Raw genomic sequence first — 17,545 nt, forward strand, 5'->3', positions numbered from 1 at the left:
CACCCACCTCGTCCACCAGCGAGCGCAGGTCCTCCACCATCGGCGTCGGGCCCAACAGGGCCCCCGTCAGCAACATCACCTCGCGCTCCCGCCCCCCGGGCGCGGCGGCCTCCTGGGCCTCCCCTCGCACGGATGAAACGAGGACCAGCGACAGCAACGCGGCGCTCCAGCGCCAGGACATGCGGGATGGGAACATGGCGCCAGCATTCCCAGCCTCATGGGTTTCATTCAAGGCGCGAGGTGCCAAGGTCTTCTCGGCACATCGGACTACAAGCGCAAATGAAGTTTCAATTCGGTTGCTTGAGTTTCAGGTTGAGGAATGGCAGACGGGCCCGAACACCCAGGGCGGTCGCCGGAGAGCGAAACCCGCGCCTCCGTCCTCACTGACACGGGGCCGAGACGATGCGTGGAAACCTGAAGCAAGCCTGGCTGTGGATGTTGCCGGTGGCCTTCCTGGGCGCCTGTGGTGGTGCGCCCGAGGCCGCGCTGGAAGACGGGACGCTGGAGGAAGGCACGCAGGCGCTCATCTCCGCGCCGACGCTTCCCGCCAGCGGCAACATCGCGGACAGCACCACCCTCAAGGGTCCCCTGGCCATCGGCGGCGCGGTGGCGGGCTACCCGAGCACCTTGCCGGGGTACTTCGGCTACACGCTCCAGGCGAACGCGGGCGCGCAGCTCGCGTTGGAGGTGACGCACCTGGGCAGCTCCATGTACCTGGACACCGGCCTGCTCCTCTATGGCCCCAAGGACGCGAGCGGCAGCTACGGCGCCACGCTGCACGCGCAGGATGACGACTCCGGCTACGGCACGTTGAGCAAGGTGGGGCTGGTGACGGTGCCGAAGACGGGCGAGTACCTGGTGGTGGTGGGCTTCGTGAACGGAGTGGACAAGCAGTTCCGCCTCCAGGCGGCGTGTGTGGGCGGCACGTGCCTGCCCAACCCGCAGCCGGCGCCCGCGGGGGCCGTGCTCACGTACGTGGAAAATCCGCTCACCGAGCGCCTCCAGTACACGCTCGACACCGCCAATCAGGTGCGCGAGGACGCGACGTCGTACCTGCGTCGGCTCGACTACCAGTGGCCGTACTCGGGCGAGGCCACGCTCACGCAGGCCGCCGCGGCCGTGCTCGCCCAGGGCCGCTACATCGGCTACCGCAGCGACCCGGCGCCGCTCGTGCTGAGCCTGCCGGAGTTGAACGACGCCATGTACTCGCAGTTCCGGCCGCTGCTGCCCGTCATGCTGGAGACGTACGGCAACGGCGTGGAGACGGTGCAGGTGAAGCGCTACTACCGCACGTTCTCCACGGGCCCCAACGGGGACAACTGGCGCAGCCTCTACGTCATCCTCTTCCCTCAGTCGTACAAGGTCCTCGTGTACGAGCAGACGGCCCACGAAATCTGAGGGCCCGGGCTGGCGGCCCGTCGAGCGCCAGCCCTCCGCCTCCCGCGCGTCTCCGGGCGGCGGCCAGCTCGCTTCATGGGGAGCTCGTGGCTCCCCCGAGCCGCCGTGGATGCACAGCTTCCGGTGGAGGTGTCGTGCTCCCGGAACAGCGAGCAGGCACCGTCACCCTGCCAGCTCGTCCAGGGTGAAACGGCCGGGGGCACCGTGCGGGGACCAGGCGCCAGCGAGACGGAGAAGGAGAGCATCGAGGGCGTCTCCCCGGAGCAGTCGCGCTTCTTCCTCGAGACGATGGTCGCCGGCGCCCCCGTGGGCCTGGCCTTCGTGGACCTGGAGCTGCGCTTCATCCACATCAACGACGCGCTGGCGGAGATGAACGGCCTGCCACGCGAGGCCCATCTGGGCCGCAAGGTTCGCGACGTCGTCCCCGACCTGTGGCCCACCATCGAGCCACACTACCGGCAGGTCATCGAGCACGGGCTGGCGGTGCGAAATCTGGAGATTGTCGGGAGCACGGCCAAGGAGGCCGGAGTCCCCCGCAACTTCGTCATCAACTACTTCCCGGTGCGGGACGCGGGCGGCGCGCTGCAAGGCGTGGGCATCACCGTGGTGGAGACGACCGAGCAGAAACGGGCGAATCAGGCCATCCGGATGAACGAGCAGCGCTATCGCTCGCTCGTGGAGGCCACCGCGCAGACGGTCTGGACCACCGATGCCCGGGGCGCGCTGAATGAGCCCGCGCCACGCTGGATGGCCTTCACCGGCCAGGCCCTGGGCGCGCACCTGGGACTCGGCTGGCTCGACGCCATCCACCCCGGGGACCGTGGCCGCTTCATGAAGGAGTGGGTCCGCGCGCTGGAGACCCGGGAGCCCTACCGGGGTGAGCTGCGGCTGCAGTTCCACGACGGCACCTGGCGCGACGTCATCGTCCGGGGCGTGCCGGTGTTCGATGAGGACGGCCTGGTGCGCGAGTGGATGTCCACCGCGGAGGACGTCAGCGAGCGAAAGCAGGCGGAGCAGGAGCTGCGTCAGACGACCCTGGCGCTCGCGGCGAGCGACGAGCGCTACCGGACCTTCGTCGCCCAGAGCACGGAGGGCATCTGGCGCCTGGAGATGGAGCCGCCGCTCGACACGCGCCTGACGGAGGACGCGCTCGTCGAGGCCATGGCCAGCACGGGGCGCATCGCGGAGACCAACGAGGTCATGGCGCGCATGAGCGGCTTCGAATCGGCTCGCGCCATGGTGGGCTGCACCCTGCGTCAGCTCGTCACCCGCGTCGGGGACACCCAGGGTGCCTCCATCCGCGGCTTCGTCCGCGGCGGCTTCCGCGTGCAGGACCTGGAGACGCGGCTGCCGGACCGGGACGGCGTCATGCGGGTGCGCCTGGCCAATCTCTTCGGTGTCGTCGAGGACGGATGGCTCGTGCGGGTGTGGGGGACGCAGCGGGACATGACGGAGCAGGCCCTGGCGAAGGAGGCGCTGGAGCAGAGCCGGGAGCAGGCGAGGCAACGGGAGCACCAGCTGCGCACCATCACCGACGCGCTCCCCGCCCTGGTGGGCTACCTGGACCAGGACGAGCGCTACCTCTTCTGCAACCGCGCCTTCGAGACCTGGTTCGGCCTGCGCCCCAGCGACGTGGTGGGACGGACGATTCGAGAGGTGGGTGGAGAGACGCTCTATCCCCTCTTCAAGGACTGGGTGCGCAAGGCCCTGGCGGGCGAGCATGTCACGTACGAGACGGCGCTCGCGCTGCGCGACGGCCGGACGCTCCATGTCCAGTCGACGTACGTGCCGAGCGCGGACGCCCAGGGCCGCATCCAGGGCTGTGTCGTCCTGGTCAACGACATCACCGACCGCAAGCGCACAGAGGCCGAGGTGGAGAGCCAGCGCGCGCGGCTCTACGACATCCTGATGAGCGCGCCTGCCTCCATCGCCATCATCTCCGGACACGAGCAGCTCTTCACCCTCGTCAATCCCATCTTCAAGGGGATGTCGAATGACGCGGAGCTGGTGGGGCAGTCGCTGCGTGAGCTCGCGGAGAGGAACGAGAAGGGCCGGGAGTATTCCCAGACGCTGGCGAAGGTCTACGAGACAGGCCAGCAGGTGAAGACCACCGAGATGCCGCTGCTGCTGAACCTCCACGGCAAGGGCCTGGAGCAGCGCTACTTCAACATCACCTATCAGCCCCTGCGGGACGCGCGCGGGCAGGTGGACTCGGTGATGTCCTTCGCGCTGGATGTGACGGAGCAGGTCCGTGCCCGGCATCAGGCCGAGGAGCTGGCCGCGCACCTGGGCAGTCAGCAGAAGTGGATGGAGTCGGTGCTGGACCTCAGCCCCATCGCCCTGCTGTTGATGGAGCCTCACACCGGCAAGGTGCTCTTCGCCAATCAATCGGCCCGCAACCTCACCGGAGGCCAGTTCCCGTTGGGTGTCCCCGTGCAGCGCTACGACACCGTCTACCGCGTCCTCGACCCCCAGGGCGGGGTCATCCCCAATGAACAGACTCCGGGTGCGCGGGCAGCGCGGGGGGAGACCCTGAGACGGACACCGCTGACGTGGCAGCTCGGCCCGGGGATTCCGCGGGAGTTCCTGGTGGATTCAGAGCAGTTGCCCTCCATGTACGGGCATCCGGCGACGATTGTCCTGGCGCTCCAGGACGTGACGCAGCTGAAGGATATCGAGGTGCGGCTCCACGAAGCGGTGCGGCTGCGCGACGAGTTCCTCACCGTGGCCTCCCACGAGCTCAAGACGCCGCTCACGCCGCTTCAAATCAAGCTCCAGGGGCTCGCGCGCGAGGCCGCGACGTCCACGTCCGAGGAGCACCTGCGAGAGAGCGTGCTGCGGGCCTCGGAGAGCACCTCGCTCCAGGTGCGCAAGCTCGCCGCGCTCATCAACGACTTGCTGGACGTCACCCAGCTCACGGGCGCGCCGCTGCCCCTGGAGTTGGGCCGGGTGGACCTGTCGGCCGTCGCTCGAGAAGTGGCGGATCAGCTTCGAGCGCAGGCGGCACAGGCGGACTGCGCGCTCGACGTCCAGGCGCCCGTGCCGGTGATGGGCCGGTGGGACGCGCGCAGGCTGGAGCAGGTGGTGCGGGGGCTCGTGTCCAATGCCATCAAGTATGGGTCCGGCAGGCCCGTGCGAATCCGGGTGGAGGAGCGCGAGGGACGCGGGCGACTCACCGTGCGGGACGAGGGCATCGGCATCGCCCCCGAGGACCTGAGCCGCATCTTCGAGAAGTTCGGACGCGCCGTGTCGGCGCGAAACTATGGCGGGTTGGGGCTGGGGCTCTTCATCAGTCGTCGCATCGTCGAGGCCCACCAGGGCACCATCCGCGCGGAGAGCCAGCGCGGGCATGGCGCCACGTTCGTCGTCGAATTGCCGCTCACGGGGCCGGAGCCGTCCTCGCCGCCGTCCATTCACTGACGGGCGGTGGGAGCGGGAGTCGAGCACGCGGCTGCACATCGTGCATCGCCCGGCGCACAGAATGGCCCTCGTGGCTTCGCTCTTCACCCGCGACACGTGGCAGCACGGCGCTTGCACTCAAGCCACGGCGGCCGGCACGGCGCCTCCGCGTTGCTCCATGACGAGCGACCCGGGGCCCGTGAGTTCGACACCGAAGGTCATCCTCGAGAACCCAGCATGAGTGGAACCGTGATGATGCGTGGAGGGCTGTGCGCAGTGATGTTCGCGATGGCGGGGTGTGGTGAGGGAATGGAAGGACCCCCGGGGCCCCAGGGAGAGCCTGGCCCCTCCGGAGAACAGGGTGTCCCTGGGGAGACCCAGACGTGTGATGGTTTGTATTTCGTGGATGCGAAGGGAACCGTGGCCTTCCCTGTCTGCGCGCCGTACCTCATCGATTCGCAAGGGTTTACCTGGAGGTTCGACTTCGAGTCGGGCCAGCCCACGCACGAGGCCTCCCTCCCATGGCATTCCACGCCCCTCTCTGACCTGGCGGCCCTGGTCCATTTCGAGACGGCGGATTGCACGGGAACGGCGTTCATGACGTTCCCCATCTTCCCGCGCATGCCGTTCCCCGTGCTGGGCAAGTACCGGGTGCGCTCGGATGACTCGACGTGGTCCACGCACTCGTTCCGCTCCGCATGGCGAGACGATGGCTCCTGCGATGGGTTCCAGGGGCGCCCCCCGGTCCGGGAATGGGAAGGCTTCCCACTCGAAACCGAGCGGGAGTTGACCCCGCCCGCGTCCTTCCAGGGTCCCCTGCACATCGAACGACGACCCTAGCGACGGCGGCTCACCACCCCGGCGGCGCCAGCGCGCCTGGAGGGAGCGGAGAGAGAAAAGCGCTCTGGTCCAGGTCGAGCTGACTGCCCGAGTGGCCGTAGTACTGGTCTCGACCCGAATCGAGCACCACCGCTCCGGAGTAGATGTCCCAACCGGGGTCCGACGTCCCGGGCCTCGCGGCGTACATCAAGTCTCTCGCCGAATCGAAGACATGGCCCGAGGCGTGTTGATTGGGCGCGGCTGCGGGGACGATGCCCAGCCCGTGCAGCGTCTCATGCAGCATGGCGAACTCGATGTACCCCGGCAGCGTGCTCGACCCACCGATGGGATTCGAGGCGCAAGGCACCGGGCCGCTCGGCAATCCCTTGAGGTAGAGGGCGGTGACCCTGCCCATCAGCGTCGGAGGCCACGGGGCGCCACCACAAGACCACTCACTGGTGCCGTCATAGTAGACCGCGTACAGCTTCCGCGTGTCGCTGAGCAAGCCCATCGCGGCCAACTCGAGTTCGATGCGATCACGGACATAGGCGTAACCCGTGTTCACATTGCCAGTGTTCGCCGTGCCCTTCATCACCGCGTCCGTCTTCGACAGACGGACGAACTGGATGTCCAACACGGAGCCCGAGACGTCGTAGCGGAGCGCCGCTCCGTTCGTCGTCTGGGAGGTGAACCACGAATACTGAGCCTGGACGGACCGGCAAAGAGCCCCGCTCGTGTCGAGCGCGCGGTCCACCCCATCCGAGGGCACCACATAGAGGATCTTCACCTTGTAGTCCGTGGTGCCATCCGCGCGGTCACCGGTGGCGCGCACGGAGGGACACGAGAACGGCGCGGGCGCCAGCGTGGGGTCGACGAAGGTGGACTCGGCGGCCTCCGCGTGAGGCCAGCCCACTCCACCCAGGGCGACAATCGCCACCCCCGTCCCCAACATGGACAGCGTCAGCCTGCTTGTCTTCTTCATGGTCCCATGGCTCCGCGTCATGCAATGCGAGACAGACTTCAAAGCGGGAACATCACTTCGAGGCACATCCAACCGCAGGCACCAGGAAGGCGCTCAGCTCGGATAGCATTGCCACTGACGGGACGCCATTCCCCCTGGCAAATCCACACATTGACGCGGCCAGCCGCGCGCCCATTCCCACACAGCACGGCCAGCGCCACCCCAATTCTACACAGGCACCGTCCGGATGATGGGCAGCTCACGGACACGAGTCCCCGTGAGCGCGAAGATGGCATTGACGATGGCGGGAGCCACGGGCGGCACGCCGGGCTCCCCCACTCCACCGGGCGCCGCTTCGCTGCGCACGATGTCGACGTGGATGGCCCGAGGCGCATCGACGATGCGCACCAGCCGGTAGTCCCGGAAGTTCGACTGCTCCGTCGCTCCGTCCTTCATGGTGATGGAGCCATACATCGCCAGACTCATCCCGAAGATGATCGAGCCCTCCATCTGCGAGCGGACCCGGTCCGGATTGACGACGAGCCCCGCGTCCACCACCACCCAGGCCTCGTCCACCCGCGCCTTGCCCACCGCGTCCTTCTTCACCGACACCACCACGCCCACATAGCTCAGGAAGCTGCGGTGCGCGGCGAGCCCCAGCGTGCGCCCGTTCTTCTCGCGCTCGCTCCAGCCCGACAGCTCCGTGACGCGCTCGATGACCCCTCGCAGACGCCCCGCGTCGACTGGATGGTTCTCCACCGGCGCGCCGTAGTTCGGCAGCGCCGTGACGCCCAGCTCAGCCACCGACACGTGACGCGCGGGCCCAATCACCTCCAGCAGGTTGTCACGTGGGTCCACGCCTCGCGCATGCGCCAGCTCGTCCATGAACGAGCCCACCGCGAACCCGTGGAAGATGTTGTTCACGGACCGCAGCCAGCCAATGCGCACCTTCGCCAGCGCCTCGCCCATCTCCGCCCGGACATTGGGAATGTCGAGCGCCAGGTCCAACACACCCTGGTTCAAGTCCCTGGCCACCGGCCCCGTCACGTCCTCGGAGAACGTCGAGCGGATGGCCGGAAAGGCCGTGCGATGCAGCCACGCCGTCGGCTTGCCCTTCGCATCCAATCCCGCGCTCAACCGCTGCGCACTGGCCGAATGGTAGTAGTCGTGACGGATGTCGTCCTCGCGCGTCCACTGCACGCGCACCGGCACCCCGGCCGCCTTCGCGAGGAACACCGCCTCCGCGACGAAGTCCGCCTTTGACTTGCGCCCGAAGCCGCCACCGAGGAGCGTGACATTCACCGTCACCTTGTCCTCCGGCAGCCCCGCCATCTTCGCCGCCTCGGAGCGCGCCGCCTGCGGGTGCTGCGTGGGCGCCCACACCTCGCACACGCCCCCTTCCACACGGGCCAGCGCCACCGGCGGCTCCATGGGCGCATGGGACAGGTGAGGCGCGTAGTACTCGGCCTCCACCACGCGCGCCGCACTGGCCAACGCCTTGTCCACGTCGCCCACGGACCGGGCCGGCTTGCCCGGCGCTCGGACCGACTCCAGCAGCGCCTCGCGGTACTTCTCCGAGTCGTAGGACACGTTGGGACCGTTCTCCCACGTGATGTCCAGCGCCTCGCGACCGCGCATCGCCGCCCAGGTGTTCTCCGCCAGCACCGCCACGCCGCCCCAGCCCTGGAACAGATAGGGCCGCTGAGGCGTGGGCAGCTCCAGCACCTGCTTCACCCCGGGAATCGCGAGCGCCCGCGTCGCGTCGAAGCGGGTCACCTTTCCGCCCACCACGGGCGGACGGGCCACCACCGCGATGAGCATCCCCGGCAACTTCACGTCCGCGCCGTACACGGCCTTGCCCGTGACGTACGCGGGCCCGTCGAGCAGCGGCAGTTCCGTACCTACCCGGCGCAGCTCCGAGAGCGGCCGGAGCTGGACGGCCTCCGGCTTGGGAACGGGCAGCTTCACCGCGTCCGCCACCAGCTCACCAAAGCCCAGCGAGCGTTCCGACCCCCGGAGGTACACGGCGTGGTCACGCGCCTCGCACTGCTCCGGCTTCACCTTCCAGCGCTTCGCCGCCGCGGCCACCAGCATGGTGCGCGCCGTGGCGCCCGTGCGGCGCAGCGCCTGGAAGACGCCTCGGATGCTGCTGGAGCCGTCGGTGTTCTGGTCCCCGTAGACGGCGTCTCCCACCGCCTGGACGACCTTCACCCGGGCCATGTCCGCGCCCAGCTCGTCCGCGATGACCACCGGCATCGAGCTGCGGATGCCCTGCCCCATCTCCGAGCGGTGACAGACGATGGTGACGAGGCCATCCGCCGCGACGTGCACGAAGACGTTGGGCCGCAATTCCGGCGCCGACTTCGCGCCCACGCCCGGAGCCGCCGCCTCGGCCGACACCGTGGGCACCAGGCCCAGGGCCAGCCCGCCAACGGAGAGGTTGAGTCCTTCGAGAAAGGAACGCCGGGTGAACACCACGGGCTGCTGGCTCATCGCATCCTCGCTACTTCGAGTCAGGCACGCCCGCGGCCTTCTTCACGGCCGCGCGGATGCGCGTGTACGTCCCACAGCGGCAGAGGTTGCCCGCGAGCGACTGGTCGATGTCCGCGTCCGTGGGCTGTGGCTTCTTCGCCAGCAGCGCCGCCGCGCACATGAGCTGCCCGGACTGGCAGAACCCACACTGCGGCACGCCCAGCTCCACCCACGCGCGCTGGAGCGGATGGCCCCCATCGGGAGACAGCCCCTCGATGGTGGTGACCTCGCGCCCGTCCGCGCGACGGATGGGCGTCACGCACGCGCGCACCACCTGTCCATCCAGGTGCACGCTGCACGCGCCACACAGCGCCTGACCGCAGCCGTACTTCGTCCCGGTGAGGCCGAGCACGTCGCGCAGAGCCCACAGCAACGGCATCTCCGGGTCGACGTCCAGCTCCTGCTCGACTCCGTTGACTCGCACCCGGATGCTCATGGCCGTACCTCCTCGCTGGGGCACTGCGCGCCCGTGGCCACCCAGGCCGCGACCAGCTCCCCGAACCTCGCCTGGGTCCCCGGCGCGGGCTGCCTGCCCGAGCCCGGAGCCCATCCCCACGCCACCAGCTTGTCATGAGCGTTGTGCTCGACCAGTTGCTCCAACGTCTTGCCTCCGTTCCGCGCGGGGTCCTTGAGCTGCTCACACAGCTGGCGGGGGCTCTTGCCCACCCAGGACATGGAGCGCGGAGCCAGGTGCCAGTTCGGCGCCCCCGGCACCCTCGCGAGCTCCAGGTTCCTCTCCTGGTGACACCCCGTGCACTCCATGCCCACGACCCCCTTGTCCTCGGGGCCTCGCGTCACCGGAGGGTTGTGGAGCATCTCACCGGAGTCTTGATAGGGGCTGTCGCCGTCGGGGTGACAGTTCGAGCAGCGCGGATGGAGGTAGACACGACTGGTCTCCAGGAACAGCGCGCGTGAGCGCTGCGCCGGGTCCTCGATGCGCTGGAACATGTCCAGCGAACGCAGCTCGCGCGCGTCCACCGGAGGTAACGACTCCCATCGCGCCGCCTCGGAGTCGGGCTGACGCCGACATCCTCCGGCACTCGCGAGGAAGACCACCGAGGCCATGACCGGAAGAGCACGCATCATCGCGACAAGGTTCCGGCATGTCGCCCGGCACCACAAGCCGAATGTTCCGGGGCGCGCGCCACTCAACGCAGGTGGGAGTCACGCCCCTGTTTCGCGCCTCACCGTGAGGCCGGGTCTCGCGGACGCCGCGAGTTCGCCCGCGTGCGGCGGGAGCGACGCACGGGCGGCGCGGGCGGAGCGATGCGAGGGCTCTGCCGAGGCACCTCGGACAGATAGGACACGGGAGTCCTCCCCACGCGAGGCTTGCTCGGCGCGAGAGGAGCCATCATCAGCAGCCAGAGGAAGTCATACATGGACGCGGACCTCAGAAGCCTCGGAACAGGGGACGGCCGTGGGACAGTCCAGCCCAGGGAATCGCGAATGAGACCAGGAGCATCGCGAGCAGGAGGCCCAGGGCCCACAGGCGGTGACGCGACACGGGGGCTTCCGCGCGCTGACTCAGCGCGGACGCCACGTGCACGGTGGCGAGCGCCAGCAGCATCAACGTCGGATGCTCGACACTGAAGAACCGGAGCGAGGGAACGGACAGGCTCGCGCGCAGCCCGCCCTCCAGCGCGGGGGGCGTGAAGGGACTCAGGCCGAAGTAGAGAATCATCCCCAGCAACATCTGGGTATCGAAGGCGGAGACCGCGAGCACCTGGAGCCGCCGGTCCGAGGGAGTCCAGGCCCCGCCGCCGAACCAGCCCCGCAGGGCCTTGCCCAGCGCGAGCAGGACGAGCAGCACCACCGCCCAGCGCAGCCACGAATGGATGAAGAGCACCACCGGGTACGCCATCGCACTCACCGCTCCGCCTCCGACGAGGACCGGCGCTCGTGGCCTCGTCGCCGAATGAAGAAGCGCGGGAGCGAGACGGCGCGCGGCAGGGACATCGAGCCTCCGACGCCTGTCACCCTACTGGACCGCGCGCGCCGCCTCGTGCGTCTTGGTGACGCACCCCGCGTCAATCACTGCCGCACGGGGTGCTTGGATAGCTTTCGCTGAAGGCTCCTGCGTTGGATGCGCAGCAGCCGAGCCGCCTGGGAGATGTTGCCACCGCAATCCGCGAGCACGCGCTGGATGTGCTCCCACTCCGCGCGCGCCAGGGACGGCACCTGATGCTCCAACGCCACGGCCTCGCCCGCCGGCAGTGTGGCCCCCGCGAAGGCGAGCAGGATGTCGTCCACGTCCACGGGCTTGGAGAGGTAGTGCGTGGCACCCCGCCGCACGGCCTCCACCGCGGTGGCGATGCTCCCGTAGCCGGTGAGGACCACCATCGTCGTGCGCGCATCCAGCGCCTTCAGTTCACGGACCAGGTCCAACCCGGAGCCGTCCGGCAGACGCAGGTCGATGACGGCGTAGCCGGGGCGCAGCACGGGCGCACACTCGAGCGCCTCCTTCGCGCTGCCCGCGCCATGCGCCGCGAAGCCCTTGCGGCCGAAGGCCTTCACCAGTCGCTCGCGATAGGGCTCGTCGTCGTCGATGACGAGCACCACGGGGGACACCTCAGGCCGCGGCATGGACAGGCTCCCTCCGGCACGGCAGGTCGAGCGTGGCGCGCGTTCCCTTGCCCTCTTCCGACGACAGCTCCAACCGTCCGCCGCACAGCTCCGCGAAGGTCTGCCCCAGGAACAAACCCAACCCCATGCCCTGCCCCGCGGGCTTGGTGGTGAAGAACGGCTCGCCCAGGCGCGCCAGCACGTCACGCGGAATGCCCGTGCCCTGGTCCTCCACCACGAAGGTCGTCCGCCCCGCGTCGCCGCGCACGCTCACCGTGACAGGTGACTGGGAGGCGTCGCTCGCGTGCAGGCCATTGCGCACGAGGTTGGCCAGCACCTGGACCAGTCCGCGCATGGGGAAACACAGCGACAGGTCCGGGCCCTCCGCGAAGCGCAGGCGCGCAAGCTCCCCCGCGGACAGCTGCTCGCGAAGGCGCTCCAGCACGACGCTGGTCGTCGTTGGCTCCGGCACCTCGCCATAGGTCTGCCCCGCCCGCGCGCTCATCCGCTCCAGGATGTCGCGACACCGCTCCACCTGGTCCCGGATGAGGCGCGCGTCCTCGAGCGCCTCGTGCGGCTCCTCCAGGATGAGGGCCTCCAGCTCGTTGGCCGCGATGGCGATGGTCCCCAGCGGCGTCCCCAGCTCGTGCGCCGCGCCCGCGGCCAGCGTGCTCAGGGACGCCAGCTTCTCCGCGCGCACCGTGAGCAACTGGGCGCGGACCAGGGCCTCCTGCCTGTCTCGCAGCGCGGCGGACACCCGCGCCACCATCAGCGCGATGAGCATCACCGTCAGCGTGAAGGCGACCCACATCCCCAACACATGTCGCGAGTTCGCCGGCATCGAACCGGAGACGTGCGCCAGCTCCCGCAGCGGGACATGGAAATTGACCAGGAGCGCGGGCCCCAGGATGGACAGGAGCGACAGGCCGAAGGTCCAGCGAGGCCCCAGCACCAGCGCCGCCAGGGCCACGTGCACCAGGTACAGCATGGCGAACGGGTTGTCGGGGCCACCGGACAGCGCGAGCAGCGCCGTCAGCAGCATGATGTCGAACGCGAGCACTCCTCCCAGGTGATGAGACTTCACCACCGGCGCGCGGCGGAGCCACAGCGCGAGGAGCAGGTTGGATACGCCTGTCGTCGCCACCACCGCGAGCAACGGCACCACGGGGAGGTCCAGCCCCAGCACTCGCACGGCCACGAACACCGTCAGCGCGGTGCCCCCGACGGCGTGCCAGCGCAGGCGCACCAGCCAGCCCAGGGCAATCGCGCTGGACGACAAGAGGTCCACCACGTCCTGGGCGGAGCGATGAAAGGCGGAGCGCGGCGAGGGATGTCTCGACCACAAGGGGCCGCGCGGGGCCGCCTGCGAGTCGGTGGGCGGGCGGAACACGCCTCTTCTTACCTCGGGAGTCCCCTCCTCGCGAGCGCGTCAAGTTGACGCAGGGCCGCGCGTACACCGGACCAGGGAGGCGGGACACGGGGCCCCTGCTTCCCTGGCCGGTGCGGGCCCGACGACGCTCAGTGGAGAGTCGTCAGACGACCACGGGCTGTCAGATGTAGCCCATCAGCTCACCACGGTCCAAGGCCTCGCCCTTCGAGGTGTAGGACGAGTACCAGGACGTGTTCTTCGTCCCGTACTGGTCCTTCTGGAAGTGCGAGTGCGCACCGGTGGCGTTGCCGGTGCCGCCCAGGTTGCCGACCTGGCAGCGGTTGCAGGTGCGGTCATAGGAGTCGCTGGTCTTGATCCAATGCCACTGGCGGAAGGACCAACCACTGCCGAGGTTGAGCAGCGCCTCGTTCTGGTTGCCGCTGCCATTGCCATTGCAGACGACGCCGGAGGTGCGGACCGTCACGTTCCAATAGACGGTGGCGGAGACGCCCGTCTCGGCGCCCCAGTAGTTGCAGCGCGAGTTCGCGACGTCCACGGCACCGTGGTACGTGCCGCTGGAGTAGTACGTGGTGGCCGTCACCGTGCTGGGGTACGGCGCGACGGCGGTGTAGGCGAGTGCGGCGGTGGGGAGGGCTACCAGGGCCGTCAGCGCCGCGAGGCGCGACTTGGGGCTACGCATCGTTGTTCCTTTCGGGCCGCCCATGCGGCCCCCAGAAGGACTGCTGCTCATCGAGCCTGCTGCAACCGCTGCTTCTCCCTCAGGATCAGGCTCCACTCCTGAAGACCCGTACTCAATGCTCGAATCCACGCGTCGACCTCCGGCACGAGGCGCGGGTCGACGTTGCGCAAGCCCCGCAGCTCCGGCACCGCGCTGGCGAAGCCCAGCCGGGCGAGGCTCTGGAGGATGGACGTGCGCACGCCCACGTCCGACTCGTCGCGGTACAGCGCCACCAACGTCTGGCGCGCGCGGGACATCTCCGGCGCGGGCACGCCCCCCAGCGCCTTCGCCGCCGCCGCGCGCACCTCCGCGTCATCGCCGCGCAAGAGCGTGTGAAGCTGCTCGGCCGACTCCTTGCTGATGGCCGCCGTGGAGATGTTGCCCAGGATTCGCGCCGTCACCTTCGCATCGCTCGAAGCAGCAGCCGCCGCCACCGCCGTGTCGGATGCCGGCCCGTGGAACCCCGCGTAGACGAACTGGTTGTCCTCGATGAGATTCGTCGCGGCCTCCATCCGCACCTCGGGCGAGGCATCGCGCACCAGCCGCGAGTACAAATCCCCGGTGTGCTCCTCCGCGCTCGTGCGGCGAAGGGCCCGCGTGGCGGCGGCGCGCACGGCGGGGTCCGCGTCTTGCGAGGCCCGCTTCCCCACGAGTTGGAGGGTGGCCACGCTCTCGCCCCGGTCCGTCTTCGCGGCCAGCGCCGCCGCCAGGTGCTCCACCATGAGGGGTTCCGTCTCGCGCTCGAAGGCCGCGCGAAGCTGCTCCTCTGGCAGCGTGACGGCGGACTCCTTCAGCAGCTCGCGCAGATAGCGGCGGTAGGCCGGAGACTTCGACTGGAGCCCGCGCCGGATGGAGTCCATCAAGCCCTCGACGGAGCATGTCTCCGGCTGGAGCGCGGGTGGAGGGAGCGGAGTCCCCGTCGCCTGGGCGAGGGACGGGGAGGGAGCCAGGAGGGACAACGACGTCAGCAGGCAGAGCGCCCGGGCCAGCAGGAAGGTGCGCGTCATGGAGAGCTCAGTCGCGGTGGAGGCAGCCGTAGGGGTCCTGGTCCGCGAGCGCGAGCCACACGCGCTCGAAGTCGACGACGCCACTGGCGTAGATGCGCTCGAAGTCCTGGTACGTCGCCTGGAAGCGCGGGTCGACGAGCGCCATGTTCGCCATGACGGGCAGCGCGTCCTTTCCGGCGGCGCGCGCGGAGAAGCGGAACAGCGCCCAGCGCACGCACACGTCCTTCTCCGGCTCGAAGGCGCTCGCGAAGGTCTCCAACACCTTCGCCCGGTCCTCGGACAGCGACAGGTTGTGCGCGGCCGCGCCGCGTCCGTCGGGACTGCCCTCGGTGGTGAGGACCTTCGCGTAGCCGTCGGTGGCGCTCGCGTCCAGCACCGGCGCGGTCTCCATGGGCGTCGACAGCGCCATGTACCGAACGTGCTCGTCGAGCGACTGCGTGCCGATGTTCAACAGCTTGTCCAGGTATGGCGCCGCGTTCGCGGTCCGCTCATGGTCGTTCTTCATCACCCGGGCGATGGTCCGCGCCGCCGCCCAGCCCGCCTCGCCCGACGCCGGGTCCTTGGCGAAGTCCGTCAGGCGCGTGAGTACCTCGGGCGACAGCTGCTTCTGCGTATCCAGCGACGACAGCACCCCGGCACGCCGCTCCGGCTCCAGCGTCGCGTCCAGCCCCAGCTCGACAATCTTCCGGGAGACCTCCGGCAGATGGACGGCCTCCGAGTCCTTCAGCGCCATCGCGAAGACCTTGAACTCCTTCGGCCCCGCCTCGCGCGTCCACCCCAGCACCTCATTCGCCCGACCCGCGTCGTTGCCGATGAGCTCCGTCAGGCGCTCCTTCAAGTACATGCGGACCAGCGGGTCCCTGGAGGAGAGCAGCGGCGCGGCCCACTCGCGGAACGTGTCGAGACTCACGCCCTCGTTGAAGCGCTCCAGGTCCTTCCAGCAGGTGGTGGCGTCGTACCGGGGCGCTCCCGCGGCGGCCTCCTCCCCTGCTTCAGCGCCTGGAGCAGCGCCCGCCTTGACCGGCCCACGGCGTGAAGGGGCGACACCGGAGGCGGAGCCTGGCTCCACCGACTCGACCGGGGCGACGCCGTCGCCGCCACGTCGGGCGACGAGCCCCACGGCCAACAACAGGAGCCCACCGCCCAGCAAGGCGATGGCTCGGCGACGATTGAAACGCGAAGGCCCGTCCGGGGGTGTGGGACGCGAAGACGATTCGGGACTCATGCCCCGCCGACCCTACTACCGGACTCCTCGCCTTCCTTTTAATTTCTTAAAAATCGGAAAAATCCGTCCCAATCCAACAAACGGGCAGTCCTGTCGCCAACGCCCGGAGTGTGTGTTTGAGACAGGTGAGCCGGCTCACGGGGCCGAGGGTGGCACCAGGGAGCTGGTCGCCATCAGCAGGTTGCCGGAGGCGTCCTTGGCGAGCGCGTACAGCTTGATGGGGCCCTTCACCGAGGGGACCTTCACGCGCCACGAGCCCGGTGTGGCGCCGGGCGTGGAGCGCAGGCGGATGACCTCGCCGCGCTCGAACCGGGTGGCCGCGCCCCGGAAGTTGTAGGCGAAGGAGATCTCCAGCGGCTTGTCGTCGGCCGGCTTCGCCTCGAGGCGCACGTCCGCCCAGGTCCCCGTGGGCTCCTTCTTCACGCCCTCCACGGTGAGGCCCTTGATTTCGGGCAGGGGCGTCGCCGGCTTCTGACCGGAGTACGCCTCGCGCACCGCGTGCCACGCGGGCCGCGTCGACTTGCCCGACAACATGCCGAGCCAGAGGCTGGTGTGGTCGAACGTCGAGCTGAAGTTGAAGACGAACAGGCCCAGGCAGTTGCCCGCCTTCACGTGGGGCGCCAGCGCGTTGTTCCACGCGTCGACGATGACGGCGTACTTCTCCTGGTCATCCGGCTCGCGGGCAATGCCGTGGACGTCCTTGGGAGCCTCCCACTCGCCCTGCGCGCCGAACTCGGTGATGAGCCAGGGTTTGGTACCGCCCTCCTTCTTCAGCGCCTCCGGCAGCGCATGGATGCCCCGGCCGTAGACGTTGAGCCCATACGCGTCGAGCGACGGGACGAACTTCTCCCACCACTTCACCGCGAGCACCCACGCGTCCACGGAGATGACCGGGTGGTTCGCGTCCGACTTCTTGATGTCCTGGACCACGCCCTCCAGGAAGCGCGCGTAGGCCTCCTTCGCCGCGTCGCTGGGGCTGTTGAGGATGACCTCGTTGCCCACGCCCCAGGCCAGCACCGCCGGGTGGTCCTTGAAGCGCCGCACGCTCTCCAGCGTGTCCGCGCGCTGCTTCTTCATGCCCGCCGTGTCGGTGAGGTAGTCGAAGGAGTCGTCATCCTCCGCGCCGGGCTGGCCGTGCCGCATCCACAGCCCGACGAGGACCTTGAGGCCGTGCTTGTGCGCGGCGTCCAGGAGCAGCGGCGTCTCCGCGCCCACGCCCCAGGTGCGCAGCGTGTTGACGCCCAGGGCCGCCAGCTTCGCGCAGTCCTGCTCATACGCGGCGGAGCTGCCACTGCCGCTGAAGGTGACACCCTTGGCGACATAGGGGCGTCCATCCACCTGGAGCTGCCATTGCCCGTCCACCCGCAGCAGGGCGGTCCGGGCCTCGGCGGCCAGGGCCGGACACAGCACGAACGCACACAACAACAGCAGGACGCCGCGAGTGGGGCGGAAGCGAGGGGCCATGGGGCGTGGATGGTAACTCCTTTCAGCTCCCATTTCCGGCGTGCCACGAATTCTCGGAGAAGGAATCCCA

At 69.2% G+C, this 17,545-nt stretch carries 15 protein-coding genes and 1 pseudogene; 3 read left to right on the forward strand and 13 right to left on the reverse strand.

The window, feature by feature from the left end:
* Nucleotides 1-196, reverse strand: a pseudogene (locus tag HR086_RS11895) (peptidase M28); the annotation flags it as partial.
* A gap of 206 nt (nt 197-402) precedes the next feature.
* Between HR086_RS11895 and HR086_RS11900 the strand changes: the two are divergent.
* The 3 genes from HR086_RS11900 to HR086_RS11910 all read left to right on the forward strand — a co-directional run bounded on the left by HR086_RS11900 (nt 403) and on the right by HR086_RS11910 (nt 5,637).
* Nucleotides 403-1,398: a hypothetical protein gene (locus HR086_RS11900; RefSeq protein ID WP_174465661.1), complete on the forward strand. Its 996-nt coding sequence runs from the start codon at nt 403-405 to the stop codon at nt 1,396-1,398.
* A 105-nt stretch (nt 1,399-1,503) separates the two neighbouring features.
* On the forward strand, nt 1,504-4,818 hold the full coding sequence (locus HR086_RS11905; RefSeq protein ID WP_174465662.1) for a PAS domain-containing protein: 3,315 nt from the start codon (nt 1,504-1,506) through the stop codon (nt 4,816-4,818).
* Between the two features lie 216 nt (nt 4,819-5,034).
* Nucleotides 5,035-5,637: a hypothetical protein gene (locus HR086_RS11910; RefSeq protein WP_174465663.1), complete on the forward strand. Its 603-nt coding sequence runs from the start codon at nt 5,035-5,037 to the stop codon at nt 5,635-5,637.
* Between the two features lie 10 nt (nt 5,638-5,647).
* On the opposite strand, the gene HR086_RS11915 is transcribed toward HR086_RS11910, so the two are convergent.
* From HR086_RS11915 to HR086_RS11970, 12 genes are all read right to left on the reverse strand, one after another.
* The gene (locus HR086_RS11915) at nt 5,648-6,598 is read right to left on the reverse strand and encodes a hypothetical protein (RefSeq protein WP_174465664.1); all 951 of its coding nucleotides are present in this window, start codon (nt 6,596-6,598) and stop codon (nt 5,648-5,650) included.
* Between the two features lie 207 nt (nt 6,599-6,805).
* Entirely contained in the window at nt 6,806-9,070 is a 2,265-nt protein-coding gene (locus tag HR086_RS11920; protein ID WP_174465665.1) for a molybdopterin cofactor-binding domain-containing protein, read from the reverse strand.
* 10 nt (nt 9,071-9,080) lie between these two features.
* On the reverse strand, nt 9,081-9,545 hold the full coding sequence (locus HR086_RS11925; protein WP_141642356.1) for a (2Fe-2S)-binding protein: 465 nt from the start codon (nt 9,543-9,545) through the stop codon (nt 9,081-9,083).
* Nucleotides 9,542-10,195 carry an Isoquinoline 1-oxidoreductase subunit gene (locus HR086_RS11930; protein WP_141642357.1) on the reverse strand — a complete coding sequence of 218 codons (654 nt, stop codon included), beginning with the start codon at nt 10,193-10,195 and terminating at the stop codon, nt 9,542-9,544. The genes HR086_RS11925 and HR086_RS11930 overlap by 4 nt, the downstream gene beginning before the upstream one ends.
* 98 nt (nt 10,196-10,293) lie before the next feature.
* Nucleotides 10,294-10,488, reverse strand: a complete 195-nt coding sequence (locus HR086_RS11935; RefSeq protein ID WP_174458827.1) for a hypothetical protein — start codon at nt 10,486-10,488, stop codon at nt 10,294-10,296.
* An 11-nt stretch (nt 10,489-10,499) separates the two neighbouring features.
* Nucleotides 10,500-10,970, reverse strand: a complete 471-nt coding sequence (locus tag HR086_RS11940) for a hypothetical protein (RefSeq protein WP_174463802.1) — start codon at nt 10,968-10,970, stop codon at nt 10,500-10,502.
* Nucleotides 10,971-11,140: 170 nt separating this feature from the next.
* Nucleotides 11,141-11,692, reverse strand: coding sequence for a response regulator transcription factor (locus HR086_RS11945; RefSeq protein WP_141642359.1), 552 nt, complete (start codon nt 11,690-11,692; stop codon nt 11,141-11,143).
* Complete coding sequence (locus tag HR086_RS11950; protein ID WP_174465666.1) at nt 11,679-13,061, reverse strand: ATP-binding protein; 1,383 nt, start codon at nt 13,059-13,061, stop codon at nt 11,679-11,681. Before HR086_RS11950 ends, HR086_RS11945 begins: the two co-directional genes overlap by 14 nt.
* Before the next feature lie 160 nt (nt 13,062-13,221).
* Entirely contained in the window at nt 13,222-13,740 is a 519-nt protein-coding gene (locus HR086_RS11955) for a hypothetical protein (RefSeq protein WP_141642361.1), read from the reverse strand.
* A gap of 47 nt (nt 13,741-13,787) precedes the next feature.
* A complete protein-coding gene (locus tag HR086_RS11960; protein WP_174465667.1) occupies nt 13,788-14,786 on the reverse strand; it encodes a HEAT repeat domain-containing protein in 999 nt (332 codons plus the stop codon).
* 7 nt (nt 14,787-14,793) lie between these two features.
* Nucleotides 14,794-16,011: a hypothetical protein gene (locus tag HR086_RS11965; protein ID WP_174465668.1), complete on the reverse strand. Its 1,218-nt coding sequence runs from the start codon at nt 16,009-16,011 to the stop codon at nt 14,794-14,796.
* Nucleotides 16,012-16,146: 135 nt separating this feature from the next.
* A complete protein-coding gene (locus tag HR086_RS11970; RefSeq protein ID WP_174465669.1) occupies nt 16,147-17,475 on the reverse strand; it encodes a glycoside hydrolase family 2 TIM barrel-domain containing protein in 1,329 nt (442 codons plus the stop codon).
* Nucleotides 17,476-17,545: the final 70 nt, after the last annotated feature.

It is taken from the genome of Myxococcus sp. CA039A, from assembly GCF_013336645.1.
Lineage (GTDB): Bacteria > Myxococcota > Myxococcia > Myxococcales > Myxococcaceae > Myxococcus > Myxococcus llanfairpwllgwyngyllgogerychwyrndrobwllllantysiliogogogochensis.